This is a genomic window from Haloferula sp. A504, assembly GCF_044385805.1.
Classification (GTDB): domain Bacteria; phylum Verrucomicrobiota; class Verrucomicrobiia; order Verrucomicrobiales; family Akkermansiaceae; genus Haloferula.
The window spans coordinates 17,536-33,289 of sequence record NZ_JBISBU010000011.1 but is presented as its reverse complement, the minus strand read 5'-3'; the positions used below and the strand labels follow the sequence as shown (position 1 = coordinate 33,289).

Sequence of the window (15,754 nt, the reverse complement as noted above, 5' to 3'; positions counted from 1 at the left end):
CATTCTCTGCGTTCCTCTGCGCTCTCTGCGGTTTCAAAAAAATCGAAGCGCTCACGAGCCCGCCCCAACGACTTCCCAAAACCGCTCGAAGTCGCCGTCGCAGTCCCCGAGCATGCGGGTGAAGCGCGGGATCCCGGCCTCGTAGGTGGTGAAGGAATTGAGGCGCGCGTTGTTGACCGGTTCCTCGATCCACGACTTGAGCCCGCGGCCCCACTCGGCGCGCAGGGCCCGGAGGTCGCGGTTGAGGCGGGCGAGCTCCTCCCGCTTCCGCGCCCGCTTCCACTCGTCGGGCCGGTCGGCCGCATACACCATGCGCAGCCGGCCGGAGGCCTCGACGATCGCCTCGCGGGCCTGCGCGATCCTGGCGAGGCGCTCGTCGTAGCGGCGCGCCAGCCCGGGCCGGCCGGTGTGGCGAAACCAGCGCCGCACGCCCTCCCGGGCCACCGCCTCGGCCAGCGCCTCGTTCTCCGCGGTCGTACCAGGGATGTAGTACTTGATGTGGACCAGCTCGTGGAAGATCAGCTCGGCGTAGTCGACCTCGGCCCGGTGGACGAAGGTGTCGAGCACCGGGTCGCGAAACCAGCCGAGGGTCGAGAAGGCGTCGACCCCGCCGATCCACGTCTCGTAGCCCTGCTCCCCGAGCCTCGCGGCCTCGGCCCGCGCGAGATCCTCGCGGAAATAACCGCGGTAGGCCTGGCAGCCGACCACCGGATACCACCAGCGCTTCGGCTCCATCGACAGCTCGGGCGCGGCGTGGACGACCCACACCAGGTGCTCGCGCCCCAGTTCGGCGTAGAGTTCGTAGGCCCCTTCCGAGGGCATTTTCATCTCCTGTTCGGCGAAATCGAGCAGGCGGCGGGTGAGCGCGAGTCGTTCGCGCAGCCTGGGATCGGGGGTCTCCGCGGCGACCTTCCCGATCGGCTGGCGTTTTGTCAGCATCTCGAGCTGACCGACGGTCGCCTGCGAGTAGAACTCGAGCGTGCCGCAAGAGGCGAGCGCGAGGATGAAGCCGCAGAAACAGACTTTCGGCAGGATGCCGAAAGATGCCGGCAGGATGCCGGCGCTCCCACTACCTGCCCTCATCGGCACGGCCGTTCGGTCCCGCCGCGTCCCGCAGGGCCTTCTTCTTCTCCCTCGCCTCGCGGAAGAAGCTCTGGAGCAGCGCGAGGCATTCGTCGCCGAGGACGCCGTGGGCGATCTCGCACTGATGGTTCAGCGGCGGATTGGATTGGAGCAGGTTGATCCACCCTCCGGCGGCGCCGGCTTTCTCATCCGCGCAGCCGAAGACCACCCGGTCCGGCCGGCAGTGGACGATGGCCCCCGCGCACATCGGACACGGTTCCTTGGTCACGTAGAGCGTGCACCCTTCCAGCCGCCAGTCGCCGATGGCATCCTGCGCCGCCGTCAGGGCCAGCATCTCGGCATGAGCGGTGGCGTCCTTGAGCGTCTCGACCTGGTTCCACGCCCGGCCGATGACCTGCTGCCCGTGTACCACCACGCAGCCGACCGGCACCTCGGTCGCCGCGTAGGCCTTGCGCGCCTCGCGCAGCGCCTGGCCCATGAAATAGTCGTCGCTGAGCAGGTCGATCTCCACGCCGCCCAGCGTGGAAGGGCCAGCGGAGCAGTGCCAAGTTCCAAATTGCCCGCCCCCACCCCGCGGCAGCCCCCATCGCTCCCGAGGCGGGAAGGACTCCTGGCGCGGCGTCATGTAGTGCCAATGGCCGCCGCCCGGGATCGGGCCCACCGGTGCCAATCCTTGACTCGCCCTGGTGCCAGGTCCTCAACGGCACCTGGAAATTCCACCACGCCGCCCACCCGGACGCCCGCCCCGTCGAGTTCTTCAAGCCGGGCTTCGACGTCTCGGGCTGGGACGACATCGAGGTCCCGTCGAACTGGCAGATCAAGGGCTACGGCACGCTCCACTACACCAACATCACCTACCCCTTCCACAAGGACCCGCCGCGCGTCACGGCCACGCCGCCGGGAAACCACCTGACCTTTCCCGAGAACAATCGCAATCAGTTCGGGTCCTACCGGCGGACCTTCACGATCCCCGAAGAGTGGAAGGGCCGCGAGACCCTGATCGCCTTCGAAGGGGTCAACTCCGCCCGAGGCTGACCTTCCGCAACGTCTCCGGCGAGGAAACCACCGCCATCCTGAGGGTCCGCCTCGAGCAACAGGGCAATTATGGTGCCTCAGAAAGGCGGACTACACCAGGGGCACGCGGCCCAGACTGAGGTGTCGAGAGCCGGAGGCTTTTCAGGGACCTTCGGGCTTCACAACCCTCGATCGGAAGGCCTTACCCAAGGCGCTCAAAACGGGATGTCGTCGCCGTCGTCGCCGTCGTAGTCACCGACATCGGCCGCGGACCCGCCCTGCGGCTTGTCTTCCTGTTGCGACGAATCGTTGTCCGAAGACTGGGAACGACCGCCGCCACCGCCACCGCCGCCGCCAGCACGGCCGTCGGGCAGGAACTGGACGTTCTCGCCAACGACCTTGAGTTTGCTGCGCTTCTGGCCGGACTGCTTGTCCTCCCAGGTGTCGAGCTGGAGACGCCCCTCGATGAAGACGCCGCGCCCCTTGGAGAGGTATTTCTGGGAATTCTCCGCGGTGTTGCCCCAGACGGTCACGTCGACGAAGGTCGTTTCGTCGCTCCAGTTGCCGTTGCCGTCGGAGACGCGGCGGTTCACGGCAAGCCCGAGGTCGGCGACCGCGGTTCCCTTGGGAGTGTAGCGGAGTTCGGGATCACGGGTCAGGTTCCCGATCAACATCACTTTGTTCAGATTGGCCATGGCAAGCGTCAGATTGGCGGCTCGGACTCCGGCAGGTCAAGCACAAAAACTGTTCGTGAGAACAGTTACCGGCTCTGGTAGTGCTGGAGGTGCACCGACTCGTTGAGCTTCAGGCGTGTCTCGATCTTCTGGATCACGTCGGGCTCGGCGGAGAAGTGGTAGTTCACGTAGTGGCCGCCCTCGAGCTTCTTCGACGGGTAGGCGAACTGGCGGCGGCCCATTTGCTTCACTTCCTCGAGCTTGGCGCCTTCGGCTTCGAGTTCCTTGCCGACCGCGCTGACGAGGTCGTCGATGGAGCCGTCAATCCCCTTCGTGTTGAGGACGATCAGGCCTTCGTAGTTCCTGCTCATGATCTTGGTTTTCAGTGACTGGAGTGGATGAATTGTAGCGGTTCGCGGCGGCCGCGAAGCCCTGGGAGAGCGCAAGCTGCACGGCGGCCACCGCGCTTGCAAGCGTGTTTTCCACCGCCTCCTGCTCCTCCTCGCGAAAGGTGCCGAGCACATGGCCGGTCATGCTTCCCGGCCCGGCATCGCCGATGCCGATCTTGAGCCGCGGAAAGCCGTCGGTGCCGAGGTGCTCGATCAGCGACTTGATGCCGTTGTGCCCGCCGGCGCTGCCTTTTTCCCGGAAGCGCAGCCGCCCGAGCGGCAGGGCGACATCGTCGTAAACCACCAGCAGCTCGGACGGTTCCCATTTGTGGAAGGACACCACCTGGCGGACGCTGCGGCCGCTGAGGTTCATGAAGGTCTGGGGCTTGAGCAGCAGGGTGCCATCCGGGAGCCGGGCGGTGTGCGACTGCCACCTCGGGCGGGATTCGAAGGGCGTCTGCCCCGCCAGACGGTCCAGCACCATGAAGCCGACGTTGTGGCGGGTGCGTTCGTACTGCCGGCCGGGGTTACCGAGGCCGACGATGAGGCGGAATTCAGACACGGGGCGAGCCTCCGGCTCGAAGTGCCAAGTGCCAAGTGCCAAGTGCCAACCAGCTCCAAGCTCCAGGCTCCAGGCTCTGAACTCAAAAAGCCCCGGGCCGCGCGGGGCGGACCGGGGTGGGAAAAATCGTGGGGTCGATCAGGCCTCGGCGGGTTGCTCTTCGGCCGCGGCTTCCTCGCCTTCGGCGGCCTGGGTCTCGCCGATGACCGGCACCGCGCCGTCTTCGCCGCCCTCCTCTTCGGTGACCAGCAAGGCAGGCCTGCCGATGTGGGCGATGACCACCTCGGCGTCGTAGTTCGGCTTCACGCCTGCCGGAAACTCGACGTCGCCGATGTGCAGGGAGTCGCCTTCGTCCAGAGCCGAGATGTCGAATTCGAGACTTTCGGGAAGGTTGGTGGCCAGGCAGGTGACGTCCAGGGTGTGGAGGCCCTGTTCAAGAATGCCGCCGGCCTTGACGCCGACCGGGTTGCCGATCAGGTGCACCGGCACCGAGGCGTTGAGCTCGGTCTTCTCGTTCACCGCGAGGAAATCGGCATGAAGCGCCTCACCGGTGAGCGGGTCATACTGGATGTCCTGCAGGAAGGCGAGGTCCGACGCCCCGCCCTCGATGGCGAGGTTGATGAGGATGTTCTCGGACTCACTGTCGCCCAGAAGCTCGCGGAAGGTCTTGGCGTCGACCTTGAGGTTCTTGTTCTCGGAATCTTTTCCGTAGAGCACGGAGGGCAGCCAGCCTTCGCGGCGCATCTGCTTGAGGAGACCGGATCCGGTGCGGGCGCGGAGCTCGGCTTTGAGGGTGTGCTTCTTGGCCATGAAAAAAATGAAGGTTGGGACGGTCCGCCGGAACCGGCGGGGCCGCGGGTCATAGCCACCCGGGCCGGGATTGTCAAAAAATTGTTGAGGGGTGTTTCGGGCGCGCCGGGGCGGCGGGGCTGCCACGCGGAGCGATCCGGACCAATCAGGCGCCGACCACGCCACCGATGCGCGACTCGACGAGGTCGGCCCCGGCGTCGTCGCCGTCCTCGCGGAGCAGCTCGCAGTAATTGGAGGCGACCGCCTCCAGGTCTTCCCGGTAGTCCTCGCCCAGGGCCTCGAAGCCGGCGAGGGCCTTCTCGAAGTGCTCGCGCGCGATCTTCCGGTCGCCCGTTTCCATCAGGGCCAGGGCGAGGTTGTTGTTCGACTGGGCCGTGTCCGGATGATGGTCGCCGAAGAGCTTGGTCCGGGCCTCCAGCGCCATCATGTGCATCTCGCGGGCCTGCTCGAAGTAGCCGGCGGCCAGGTAGAGGGCGCCGAGGTTGTCGGAAAGGGTGGCGGTCTCCTCGTGATCGGGACCGAACTGGTTGTGCAGGATTTCGAGCGAGCGCAGGTAGAAGGTCTCGGCGGCATCGACGTCGCCCTCGTCCTTCTTCAGGTAGGCGAGGTTGTTGGCCATCACGGCCACGTCGATCATGGCGGGAGGATCGCAGTCCTCGAACAGCTGCATCGCCTTCTCCCAGCAGTCGAAGGCGCGCTTCTCCTTGCCGAGCGCATCATACACCGCTCCTTGGGAAGCCGTGATGCGGGCGAGTTGGAGGCGTCGGTCGGGCCGGTTCTCCAGAAGGTCGATCGCCTGCTTGAAATCGTCGATGGCCTCTTCGTGGCGCTCGAGCTTGCGCATCAGCTCGCCGCGGACCTCAAGGGTCGAGACGAATCCATCGACGCTGTCGAGATCGGAACTCAGGGCATGCTGGGCCTTTTCCACCGCAGCCGTGGCCGCGTGGACGGCTTCTTCGTAGTCCCCCTTGGCGAGAAGTGCGTCAACACGCTCGCGCAGGATCTGGATGATGGTGGCGGTGGGAGAGTCCATGACGTTGTAAATACAGTTACGATTTATCCGGACGATCGGCAAAGGGCTTTTTCGACGAATCCGCGAGCGCCTCGAGGGCCTGATCCCGCAGTCCGGGGAGGCCGCCGAGGGCTTCCCTCAGGGCCGGGGCCGCCTGCCTCTTTTCCCGGCCTAGACCGAGCAGCCGGGCCAGTTCGCTTTCGAAGTGCCGCAGCGCCTTGGCCGAAGCGCCCGACGTGTCGACATGATCGAGCCCGCGGCGCAGCAGGTCGTGCAGCGCGGGCTCGGGGTGCTCCCGCTCGACGGCGGTTTCGAGCAGGCGGCAGAAGTAGCCGGCGAGCAGGGCCGACTTGTAATCGCGGCGGATGCCCTCGCGAAGATGGCGGGGCTCGGCCTCCCGCAACGTGTGCAGCTCGCCGCGGCGGGCGCGGGTCCAGTGGACTTCCGATGAGAAAAACAGGTCCAGCTTTCCGGCGAACGGACTCTTCGGGCGCCGCGCCCCCTTGGCGACCGTCTTGATCAGGCCGGCGTCCTCGGTGAACCAGTGCACGATGAAACTGGTGTCGGTGAGCTTCGTCAGCCGGACGAGGATGCCGTCGGAGCGTTCCATCGGCTTGGACTGCTAGAGCAGGGTATCCGTCGGTGCGGGCGGTGCGGGCGGTGCCGGCGGGTCGCCCTCGAAGGCGGGCAGCGGTGCCACCAGGTTGGCGGGCAGCGGGAAGCGCTTCTCGAAGATGCCTTCGGCGATCTCGTTCGACTCGGCGTAGGCGTCCTTCACCATCTCCAGCTTGGCGTCGAGGTTGTCGATGTAGTGCAGCGCGAAGGCCTCGGGGGTGCGCGGCAGGGTGGGCGAGCCGAACTCAAGCGCCCCGTGGTGGGCGGCGATGAGGTGCAGCAGGTGCAGGCGGACCGTTTCGCTCGGCGGATCGAGGGCCAGCCAGCCCGTGGCCGCCGGCGAGTCGGCGACCTCGTGCCACAGCTTGTTGACCAACTCGATGCCGAGTGGGATGTGACCGAGCATCTCGCCATAGACCGAATGGGTCTGGGCGAAGCCGCGCTCGGGATACTGGTTCTCCCACAGCTTGCCGCAGTCGTGGAAAAGCACGCCGGCAAGCATCAGGTCACGGTTGAGGTCCGGATAGACGCCGCAGATGGCATCGGCCGCCCGCATCATCTGGGCGACGTGTTCGGCCAGTCCGCCGCGGCGGGCGTGGTGGTTCTTCTTCGCTGCGGCGGCGCGGCGGAAACGATCGCCGAACTCGTCGAGGAAGCGGTCCACCAGGGCCGACAGCCGCGGGTCGGCGATGCTCCCGCAGAAGGCGGTGATGGCCTTCCACGCCTCGCGCTGCCTTTCGGCGGTTTCGGCGTCACCGGCGTGAAAGGCCTCGAGCGCATCGCTGTCGAGCTTCTCCCACGAGAGGTTGGCGGCGTTCAGGCCGAACTGGTTCTGCGTCCACTCCGCATCGAGCCGCAGCACGGTCCCGTCGGCGAACCCCCGGGCCGCCTCGAAAAGCGGCGCGTCCGACCAGGCGTTCAGTCCGAAGCTGCCGGTGGCATCGGCGAAGGTCAGCACCAGATAGGGCTTGCCGGTCTTGGTCTGGCGCTCGCTGCGGCCCTGCAGCTCGGCATCCACGGCGAAGCGCTGCGGCTGCTCGTTGGCCTGCTGTTTCAGGGCCGCGGCCGTGACGAATTCCATGGTGGTAAGGATGGGAATTCCGGTCCGGGACGTCGAGGCGGGAAAAGGATAGTTTCATCGACACGCATCGCTGGATTTTCCACGGTAGAGGGGTCTCGAGCTGTCTGATGCTGGCGTCCATTTTCATCGAGCCATGGGAAAGCGTCTACATGGTGTTTCTCTACCCGGGTTGCGCAATCTGGGCGGCGGGGATGGTTTGGAGCCTACGGCGGCGAAATTTGCGGGGTGCACTTCTACTGCAGATTATTGGTGCCATTGAGGTCGCGATTGGTGCGGGAGCGGCGTATGTGACGGGTTTGAATGGCACAGCATCTCTCCTCGAAACTTCCGGCCAGTTCAACCCGATGCAGATCGCTGGTGAGCATCGATACATGAGTGCCGTCTGCTTGATTGGGTATGCACTTCACTGGGTATTGCTCGCAATGACACTCCTCGTTGCGCTAATCGTTCGCCGACTTAGGGCTGCCCGCTTTCCCAAGGATTGAGCATGAGCTGCGGGGTCACGGTTTCAGGATATCCGGTCGTGAGGGCTGGTCAGGGGTGGTGAGAGTGGCTATGACTTGCGATCCAAGCCCGTTTCACCGCCATGGATATCTTCCTTCGCTCCGGCATCTGCGGACTGCTGATCATCCTCTGCTTCGTGATCCTCGTGGTGACCGCGGCGATCCTGATACCACTCACCCGGTCAAGACGGGTTGTCGGTGTTCTGGCGCTGCTGGCCTTCCTGCCGATCCTGCTCGGGCTGTGCGGCACCTGGCTTGGCTACCGTCAGGTCGATGCGGTGATCGATGCGGCGGTCGAGGCCGGTCAGACTCAGTTTCTCGACCACCCGCAGGGCGTCGTGGCCTGCGGCAGGCAGGAGGCCCGGTATTCCAGCTATCTCGGAGCGGGAGCCACCGCCGCATTGCTTGTGATCGCGGGCATCGCTTCGGTCGTCACCCGGCCGCCCTCGTCAGCCAGTCCGCCCAGCGGGGCTTGAGTCTGCCACGCCATCTACATCTCCAGCATGTGCAGGATGTGGGTGGCGGTGAGTTCGCCCATTGTTTCGCAGTCGCGGAAGATATCGGTGTGATGGTACTTCGCGAGGTCGCGCGCGAGTTGGCGGACGTGTTTGTCCGGAGCAATCTCGTCGCGGCGGAGGACGCCGAGCAGGGCCTTGAGCCGGGCGGCCTCGACCTTGGCGCGCTGGGCCATCTGCGCATGCTCCTCGGCGACGTACTGGTCGATGGACTTGCGGTCGAGCGACTTGAAGGCGAGGCGGGTGACCGGGCGGTTCGAGTCGAAGCGGTAGGCGAGGTAGGTCTTTCCCCGGCCCTCGTAGCTCTGCTGGTCGAAGTCGATCGGGCGCACCCGGTACTGCACCTCCTCGAAGTCCGGGGTGATGTCGACGACGTAGTTCACGCTGCGCATGTCGCCCAGCAGGCGGATGAAGCAGCGCTCGTTGAACTTGGTGAACTCCTTGGCGATGCGGACGCGGTTCAGCTCGGGGTCGGGCAGGTAGTCGCGCAGGAAGACATCGCCCGGCACGCCGGCGATGTGCTCCTCGATCAGCGTGTTGCCCTGGATGAGGTAGTTGATGCGGTTGGGCGAAAGGATGTGCTCGAGCTCGAGGCCGTAGATGCGGGAGGCATCGACATGCTTGACGTAGAAGTAGTCGGAGTTGTCGTTGTAGTCGTTGGTGATGCGGACGCGGAAGGGTCGCGAGTTGCCGAACTCGCCGAAGTCGATGCGGTCGACCGAGAGGTGGTCGTGGTGGTCCCCCATGCCGCCGGCCTTCAGCTCCGAGTAGATCTTGGTCAGCTTGGGCCGCAGCTCACGCATGTGCTCGGGGTCGTAGTAGACCGTGAGCCACAGTGTCTCTTCGCCCTTCGGGTTCTCGTAGGGCATCGACCCGGCGAAGCGGGTGAGGTCCTCGTAAACGGACGGGATGTCGCGCAGGCGGTCGAAGCGGAACAGGTACTGCACCAGGGCCGGCGAACCCTGGTAGCGCTCCTTCCGGCGGGAAATCATCGGCATGGCCCGCCCAGCCTGAGCGCCGCAACGGGCGATTGCGAGTTTTCAAACCACCGTGGAGCCGCTAGTTTGTCCGCGATGGACGATATCGCAGAGCTGGCCGCCGCGATTGACCGGGAAAAGCTGGAGCGGGCGAAGCGGATGACTCCCCAGGAGCGGTTCCTGGCGGGTGCGGAGCTGTTTGAAGACGCCTGCGAAGTCAGTCGGGCAGGGATCCGGGCCCTGAATCCAGGTTTCACCGATACTGAAGTCGAAGAGGAATTGCGCCGCAGGCTCGGAATCGCCGACCGGCTTGACGAGAAGAGGGAGCCATGAAGGGAAATGAGGCCCTCCTCGCGGTTCTGGCGGCGCTTGAGCAGTTGGACGTGCCCTACATGGTGACGGGGTCCTTTGCGACCAATGTCTACAGCATCCCTCGCTCGACCAAGGACGCCGATGTGATCGTCGAGGCGAAATCGGAACAGATTTTCGAGTTGCTTGATGCGCTACCCCCTGGCCTGAAAGCGGATGGTCAGATGCTGTTTGAAACCGTGACGGCGTCAAAGCGCTGGCTCATCTCCGTAGAAGGCTCGGCATTCATGATCGAGCTCTTCCTTCTGAATTCCCACGCGTTTGACCGGTCGCGTTTCGACCGTCGTCGTCGCCTTGGATTGCTGCCGGAAGTCGCTGCCTTCGTTCCGACGGCGGAGGATGTCGTCGTGCAAAAACTGAGATGGGTGGCGCGTGTGAACCGGGACAAGGACTTCAATGATGCTGTCGGGGTGATCCGCACACAGGGTGAGAAACTCGACTGGCTGTACATCGAGAAATGGTGCGCCGAGCTGGGGGCTTCCGATGCGCTCGCGGAGGCCCGGCGGATGGCCGAAGCCTGATCGCCCGCGAAACGATCAGCGGAAGAAGCTCGAGAGCATCCCCTTGATCACATCGATCACCGCCTCCCCGCCGCTGAGGTAGTCGTTCGAAGGAGTGGTGTCGACCTTGCTCCAGTCGATGCCGCCGGCGCGCGAGCGGCCCATGTCCGAGCCCATGGGGGGAAGGTGGAGCGACCGGAGCTCCGCCGCCTTTTCCTGCTCGTTGGCCTGGTGGATGTGCTTGCCGCCGGCGCGCCACCACTCGAGCAGTCGCCGCAGTTCGCCACCCTGCACCCACACGCCGTGCGAGCCGCAGCGGTCGAGGATCACGCCGCTCTGGCCGCCGAAATTCAGGTGGCTCATCCGCTCGCGGCACACCGGGCACTGGAGATACACGACCTCGTGGTTGTAGCCGAAATTCTCGGCGATCTCCGCCAAACGCTGGCGGTCGAGCCAGACCAGCGGGTTGGTCTTCTGCTGGAGCAGGGCGACCAGTTCCCCCGGATTGAAGAACAGCCCCAGGCAACTTTCGCAGCGCTCGATGCGGATCGCCGGGTCGGTGTCGAACTCGATCGTGCCGAGCGTCGATTCGCAGCCGGGGCAGGGCATCGAGCCGTCGTTGCCGAGGTCGCGGAAATGGATCTGGGCCAGGTCGACATCCTGGCGGGCGCTGCAGAACGGACACACCGTGAGGTTCCCCTCCAGCCTGCCGCCACAGTGCCCGCACTTCATGCCGTCAAGCTCGCCATCCCGCCGCCGCCGCGACAAGTGGAAAGCTCGGAGGATCCCCGAACGTTCCCTTCCGTCCGGGTGCCTCAAAGTTTTTTCAGATGGATGTCACCTCGACGGGGGCTCGCGCCTACAACAGACAGTGCAAGCAAACATCCCATCCTCTGAAACGAGACCCGAGGCCCGCCCTGCGAGCCAGAGGCAGGCCTTCTCGGTCCTCGCCCGGGAACATCACCGGGCGATGCTCACCTATGCCCGCGCGCTTTCCCGCAACGAGACGGTCGCCGCGGACCTGGTCCAGGACGCCTTCGTGTCGGCATGGAAAAACTTGGAACGCTTCGACGTGACCCGGGATTTCGGGGCATGGCTGCGGGGCATCGTCCGCAACAAGTGGCGGGAGCATCTGCGCCGGCACCGGCGCGAGGTCGACGTCGATGATGAAACCCTCGAAGCCTGGGAGGACCGTTTCGCGGGCTGGGACGAGAACCGCCAAAGCGGCAACCCTGAGCTGTTCGATGCGCTCGAGGACTGCCTCGGTCGCCTCCCCTCCACCACGGCCGAAGCGGTGCAACGTTTCTACTACCGCGACGAGACCTGCGAAGCGGCCGCCGCGGGTCTCCAAATCGAAATCACCACCTTCCGCAAGCGCCTCCAGCGGGCCCGCGAGGCCCTGCGCGATTGCCTCGACCGCAAACTTCCCCACCACGCCTGACCATGAACACGCAATTTTCCAACCATGACGAATCTCCCGCCGGCGACGATCGCTGGATCGATGCCATCGTGCGCGAACATGCCCGCCTCGGGACCCGCGCGGATGAGGCCTTCCTGCAGGGGCTCGACCGGGCGCTGGACGCCGATGCGCCGACCGGCAAGAACCTGAGCCTCCTCCGCTTCCGGCCGGTCGCGATCGCCGCCGGCGTGGCCCTCCTGCTGACCGCCGTCTTCTGGAAAGGATGGGAGCGCGATGGTGGGAACCAGGGCGTCGCCGCTGCTCCGGGAGCCCTGGATGCGGGCACCGAGTTGCTCACCAGTTTCCCCCCGGAACTCATCGAGGGAACTCCCAAGCCGATGAAGGTGCCGAAGCTGGTCGGCGTGCCGAAGGATCCGCCGACCCTGCGGGTCCCCGAGGGGACGACCCTGCTCTCGAAGGGCAAGCCGGTCACCTCCAGCGACGACTATCCGATCATCGGCGACGTGTCGCTGATCACCGACGGTGACAAGGACGCCGGCGAGGGATACTACGTCGAGCTGCTCGATGGACTGCAATGGGTGCAGATCGACCTCGAACAGCGCGCCGACATCCGGGCCGTGTGGCTGTGGCACTTCCACTCGCAGCGTCGGGCGTATCACGATGTCATCGTGCAGGTGTCCGATGATCCGAGCTTCAAGAGCGGGGTCACGACGATCTACAACAACGACTACGACGGTTCCGCCGGCATGGAGAAGGGCGAGGACCACCCCTACGTCGAGTCACGCTTCGGCCTGCTGGTGAACGCGAAGGGAACGAAGGGCCGCTACGTGCGCCTCTACAGCAATGGAAACACCTCCAACGACATGAACCACTACATCGAGGTGGAGGTCTTCGGAGTCGCCGGAAACTGATCGAAGAAGATTTCTACAGAAGCTCGCAAAGATCGCGAAGTGAAGCGCACGACCTGGATCCGGCTTTCGACCATCGGGTGACCGCGCGGAGATCTTGATCCAGCTCCAACAAAACCTCCTTCGTTACCTTCGCGTCCTTCTGTAAAACAACTCCACCAAGTAAATACTAACAAAAGAGGTCGCGGTTTTCGAGCCGTGGCCTTTTTCATGTCACCTCGCAGGGCCGGCGCGCCAACAAGGAATGAAACCTGAACCCACGAACCCACATTCCATGATGAAGACCAAACTGACACTGCTGGGCGTCGCCGCCCTGATCACCGTCGCCTGCGACCACGAGTCCGGCAACCCGACCACGGATGATGCCGAAACTTCCGGGCACTTGCTGATCACGGAATTGCCTCCCGAACTCATCGAAGGCACACCGCGCCCCATCCACATCCCCGGGGCTTCGCCGGGCCAGGTGTCACCCGCCAGGACCTCAAGTCCGGGCACCGATGGCGTGATGTATGTTCCCCGGGCCGCCGTCAGGCCGAAGCCTGCCAAGGTCGGTGCCCCTGCCTCCGCCCGTCAGCCTCTCGTGACTCCGCGGCCGGATGACCCCGGACTTCATTACCCTGCCGTCGGTTCTGCGGTGGACCACGAACGCTACGACCTGCTGGTGGACAATCGGTGGCAGACGCCTGAGCAGGCACCGCTATCGACCTTCAGCGTCGATGTGGACACTGCCTCGTATGCGAACGTCCGCCGCATGATTCTCGACGGGAGTCCGGTCCGCCGCGATGCGGTGAGGCTGGAGGAACTCGTGAACTACTTCGACTACGCCTATCCCCAGCCCGCCGACGGGCATCCCTTCGCGGTCCACGTGCGGAATGCCGCCTGCCCGTGGAACCCCGGTCACCAACTGGTGCGCGTCGCCCTGAAGGGTCGGGAGGTCAACCGCATGGAACGGGCGCCGGCCAACCTCGTGTTCCTGCTCGATGTCTCCGGCTCGATGCAGGACTCGCGCAAGCTTCCGCTGGTGGTCGAGTCCCTGAACCTGCTGCTCGAGGAACTCGACGAGTCCGACACGCTGGCAATCGTCGTCTATGCCAGTGCCCAGGGTGTGGCGCTCCCGCCGACGCATTGCGACAGCGAGGGAAGACAGGTCGTTTCGAATGCGCTCCGCAACCTGAACGCCGGCGGCTCCACGAACGGCGGAGCCGGCATCAAGCTCGCCTATCAGCTTGCCCGCGAACAGTTCAAGCCCGGGGGGATCAACCGGGTGATCCTTGCCACCGACGGTGACTTCAACGTCGGAGTCACCAGTCAGCAGGAACTGGTCGACCTGGTCGCCACCCATGCGAAGTCGAAGGTGGACCTGACCGTCATGAGCGTCGGCACCGGAAACCTCAACGACTCGATGCTTGAGGCGATCACCAACCATGGCAACGGCACCCATCACTACATCGATTCGCTGGCCGAGGCCCGGCGGGTCTTTCTCGACAAGATGATGGGCACGCTCGTGACCATCGCCCGGGACGTGAAGATCCAGGTCGAGTTCAATCCAGCCCGGGTCCGGAGCTACCGGCTCCTCGGCTACGCCAACCGGATGCTCCACAAGGAGGACTTCAACAACGACCGCGTGGATGCCGGTGAGATCGGCTCGGGTCACACGGTCACCGCCTTCTATGAAATCGAGACCACCGGACCGGGCGGCGATGCACGGGTCGACCCGCTCCGCTACGCCGGGCCGGTCCCGACCGGAATCCCGGGCAATCCCGAGTGGCTCACGGTCAAGCTGCGCTACAAGCAACCGGATTCGGATCGCTCCACCCTCGTGGAACATCCCTACATCGGGGTGCCCCGGTCGCTGGCGGAAGCCGATGCGGATTTCCGCTTCGCCACCTCCGTGGCCATGACCGCGATGGCCCTGCGGGGTTCCGGGGAACTCGGCACCCGTGGCTACTGGGATGCTGAGGCGATCGCGCAGGAAGCCCTCGGCAGCGACCCCGATGGCCGGCGCGCGGAGTTTGTCCAGTTGCTGGAGATGCTCTCGGCCCGCAGCGCTTACGTGGGTCAGTGATACCACGTGGAGAACCGCGGAATCCATGGAAGACACGGGGCAGACTCCGGTTTTCGGTGGATTCCGTGATCTCCGTGGTTTGGGCCTTTCTTCGGCCACGGAGGTGCAGAGATCACGGGGGTTCGCAGAGCCCGGACGGGTCATTGTGCTTCGAGGAGGCCTGACATTGGCAATCCTCCTCAGTGTCCTCTGAAACCTCTGTGCCTCAGCACTCGACGCAAGCCGGGCTCGCGGGAAACCCCGCGAGTCTCACAGGGCGCTTTTTGCCTCCCATCCCGGCGCTTTGGAAAAGTCGCGATTTACAAGGAGTCCGGTCCCCCGGCAGACTCCCGCCCTCATGTCCCACAAAGTCGATTGGCACGGTGTCTATCCGGCCCTCCCCACGCAGTTTCACGACGACTTCACCCTCGACCTGCCGTCCACGCAGAAGCATGTCGAGGCGATGCTCGAGGAAGGCGTCCACGGCCTCATCATGCTCGGCACGATCGGCGAGAACTGCTCGCTCTCGCTCGACGAGAAGGTGAAGGTGCTCAAGGCAACCAAGGAGGTCTGCGGCGACCAGGTCCCGCTGCTCAACGGCATCGCCGAGTTCACCACCGCCAACGCGTGCGAGACCGCCCGCGCCGCCGCCGCCGCCGGCGTCGATGGCTTCATGGTCATGCCCGGCATGGTCTACAACTCCGACCGCCGCGAGACGGTGAACCATTTCCGCACCGTGGCCGGCGCCACCGACCTGCCGATCATGTGCTACAACAACCCGCCGGTCTACCGGGTCGACCTGACTCCGGAGATGTTCGAGGACCTGGCGGACGTCGAAAACATCGTCTGCATCAAGGAGGCGGCCGGCGACACCCGCCGCATCACCGACCTCTTCAACAAGCTCGGCGACCGCTACATCATCTTCTCCGGACTCGACGACGTCGCGCTCGAGAGCATCATGCTCGGCTGCGCCGGGTGGATTTCCGGACTGGTCGATGCCTTCCCGAAGGAGAACCGCCTGATGTGGGATGCCGCCGAGGCCAAGGACTGGGAGCGGGGCGTCGAGATCTACCGCTGGTACATGGACCTGCTGCACTTCGATTCGGTGCCGAAGCTGGTGCAGTACGTGAAGCTGGCCTGCGCCGAGATGGGCTACGGCACTGAAACCGTACGCGCACCGCGCATGCCGCTGGTCGGCGAGGAGCGCGAGGCGGCGCTCAAGATCATCCACAAGGCCGCCGCAAACCGGCCGACGTGATCAAGGTGTGCCCGGATCAA

20 protein-coding genes are annotated in these 15,754 nt (G+C 65.0%); 9 read left to right on the top strand and 11 right to left on the bottom strand.

Annotated elements, in window-relative coordinates:
* Positions 1–51 precede the first annotated feature (51 nt).
* Together ACG2LG_RS07690 and tadA are read right to left on the bottom strand one after the other, a co-directional pair.
* A complete protein-coding gene (locus ACG2LG_RS07690; protein WP_396257816.1) occupies positions 52–1,083 on the bottom strand; it encodes an aminopeptidase in 1,032 nt (343 codons plus the stop codon).
* Positions 1,070–1,594, bottom strand: coding sequence for a tRNA adenosine(34) deaminase TadA (gene tadA, locus ACG2LG_RS07685; RefSeq protein ID WP_396257814.1), 525 nt, complete (start codon positions 1,592–1,594; stop codon positions 1,070–1,072). Before tadA ends, ACG2LG_RS07690 begins: the two co-directional genes overlap by 14 nt.
* Before the next feature lie 152 nt (positions 1,595–1,746).
* Between tadA and ACG2LG_RS07680 the strand changes: the two genes are divergently transcribed.
* The gene (locus tag ACG2LG_RS07680) at positions 1,747–2,118 is read left to right on the top strand and encodes a sugar-binding domain-containing protein (protein WP_396257813.1); all 372 of its coding nucleotides are present in this window, start codon (positions 1,747–1,749) and stop codon (positions 2,116–2,118) included.
* A 194-nt stretch (positions 2,119–2,312) separates the two neighbouring features.
* Here ACG2LG_RS07680 and ACG2LG_RS07675 read toward each other — a convergent pair whose 3' ends face one another.
* The 7 genes from ACG2LG_RS07675 to ACG2LG_RS07645 all read right to left on the bottom strand — a co-directional run bounded on the left by ACG2LG_RS07675 (position 2,313) and on the right by ACG2LG_RS07645 (position 7,240).
* The gene (locus ACG2LG_RS07675) at positions 2,313–2,792 is read right to left on the bottom strand and encodes a single-stranded DNA-binding protein (protein WP_396257811.1); all 480 of its coding nucleotides are present in this window, start codon (positions 2,790–2,792) and stop codon (positions 2,313–2,315) included.
* A gap of 65 nt (positions 2,793–2,857) precedes the next feature.
* A complete protein-coding gene (rpsF, locus tag ACG2LG_RS07670) occupies positions 2,858–3,142 on the bottom strand; it encodes a 30S ribosomal protein S6 (protein WP_396257810.1) in 285 nt (94 codons plus the stop codon).
* Entirely contained in the window at positions 3,093–3,722 is a 630-nt protein-coding gene (gene pth / locus ACG2LG_RS07665) for an aminoacyl-tRNA hydrolase (RefSeq protein WP_396257808.1), read from the bottom strand. Before pth ends, rpsF begins: the two co-directional genes overlap by 50 nt.
* Before the next feature lie 138 nt (positions 3,723–3,860).
* Positions 3,861–4,532 (bottom strand): 50S ribosomal protein L25, encoded by a 672-nt coding sequence (locus ACG2LG_RS07660; RefSeq protein WP_396257806.1) that lies wholly within the window; start codon positions 4,530–4,532, stop codon positions 3,861–3,863.
* A 145-nt stretch (positions 4,533–4,677) separates the two neighbouring features.
* On the bottom strand, positions 4,678–5,565 hold the full coding sequence (locus tag ACG2LG_RS07655; RefSeq protein WP_396257805.1) for a tetratricopeptide repeat protein: 888 nt from the start codon (positions 5,563–5,565) through the stop codon (positions 4,678–4,680).
* Positions 5,566–5,581: 16 nt separating this feature from the next.
* Positions 5,582–6,154: a DNA repair protein RecO gene (recO, locus tag ACG2LG_RS07650; RefSeq protein WP_396257804.1), complete on the bottom strand. Its 573-nt coding sequence runs from the start codon at positions 6,152–6,154 to the stop codon at positions 5,582–5,584.
* 12 nt (positions 6,155–6,166) lie between these two features.
* Positions 6,167–7,240 (bottom strand): HD domain-containing protein, encoded by a 1,074-nt coding sequence (locus ACG2LG_RS07645; RefSeq protein WP_396257803.1) that lies wholly within the window; start codon positions 7,238–7,240, stop codon positions 6,167–6,169.
* A gap of 107 nt (positions 7,241–7,347) precedes the next feature.
* On the opposite strand from ACG2LG_RS07645, the gene ACG2LG_RS07640 reads away from it, so the two are divergent.
* Positions 7,348–7,725, top strand: a complete 378-nt coding sequence (locus ACG2LG_RS07640; protein ID WP_396257801.1) for a hypothetical protein — start codon at positions 7,348–7,350, stop codon at positions 7,723–7,725.
* A 101-nt stretch (positions 7,726–7,826) separates the two neighbouring features.
* Positions 7,827–8,219, top strand: a complete 393-nt coding sequence (locus tag ACG2LG_RS07635; protein WP_396257799.1) for a hypothetical protein — start codon at positions 7,827–7,829, stop codon at positions 8,217–8,219.
* Between the two features lie 14 nt (positions 8,220–8,233).
* On the opposite strand, the gene ACG2LG_RS07630 is transcribed toward ACG2LG_RS07635, so the two are convergent.
* Positions 8,234–9,256, bottom strand: coding sequence for a hypothetical protein (locus tag ACG2LG_RS07630; RefSeq protein WP_396257797.1), 1,023 nt, complete (start codon positions 9,254–9,256; stop codon positions 8,234–8,236).
* 66 nt (positions 9,257–9,322) lie between these two features.
* On the opposite strand from ACG2LG_RS07630, the gene ACG2LG_RS07625 reads away from it, so the two are divergent.
* The gene (locus tag ACG2LG_RS07625) at positions 9,323–9,568 is read left to right on the top strand and encodes a hypothetical protein (RefSeq protein WP_396257796.1); all 246 of its coding nucleotides are present in this window, start codon (positions 9,323–9,325) and stop codon (positions 9,566–9,568) included.
* Complete coding sequence (locus tag ACG2LG_RS07620; protein WP_396257794.1) at positions 9,565–10,125, top strand: hypothetical protein; 561 nt, start codon at positions 9,565–9,567, stop codon at positions 10,123–10,125. Before ACG2LG_RS07625 ends, ACG2LG_RS07620 begins: the two co-directional genes overlap by 4 nt.
* Before the next feature lie 15 nt (positions 10,126–10,140).
* Here ACG2LG_RS07620 and ACG2LG_RS07615 read toward each other — a convergent pair whose 3' ends face one another.
* Positions 10,141–10,836: a zf-TFIIB domain-containing protein gene (locus tag ACG2LG_RS07615; RefSeq protein ID WP_396257792.1), complete on the bottom strand. Its 696-nt coding sequence runs from the start codon at positions 10,834–10,836 to the stop codon at positions 10,141–10,143.
* On the opposite strand from ACG2LG_RS07615, the gene ACG2LG_RS07610 reads away from it, so the two are divergent.
* The 4 genes from ACG2LG_RS07610 (at position 10,835) to ACG2LG_RS07595 (ending at position 15,734) form a co-directional block, all read left to right on the top strand.
* The gene (locus ACG2LG_RS07610) at positions 10,835–11,545 is read left to right on the top strand and encodes an RNA polymerase sigma factor (RefSeq protein ID WP_396257790.1); all 711 of its coding nucleotides are present in this window, start codon (positions 10,835–10,837) and stop codon (positions 11,543–11,545) included. The two genes, ACG2LG_RS07615 and ACG2LG_RS07610, sit on opposite strands and share 2 nt — an antisense overlap.
* A gap of 2 nt (positions 11,546–11,547) precedes the next feature.
* Positions 11,548–12,435: a hypothetical protein gene (locus ACG2LG_RS07605; RefSeq protein WP_396257788.1), complete on the top strand. Its 888-nt coding sequence runs from the start codon at positions 11,548–11,550 to the stop codon at positions 12,433–12,435.
* Positions 12,436–12,706: 271 nt separating this feature from the next.
* Complete coding sequence (locus ACG2LG_RS07600) at positions 12,707–14,497, top strand: von Willebrand factor type A domain-containing protein (protein WP_396257786.1); 1,791 nt, start codon at positions 12,707–12,709, stop codon at positions 14,495–14,497.
* A gap of 337 nt (positions 14,498–14,834) precedes the next feature.
* Positions 14,835–15,734: a dihydrodipicolinate synthase family protein gene (locus ACG2LG_RS07595; protein WP_396257784.1), complete on the top strand. Its 900-nt coding sequence runs from the start codon at positions 14,835–14,837 to the stop codon at positions 15,732–15,734.
* Positions 15,735–15,754: the final 20 nt, after the last annotated feature.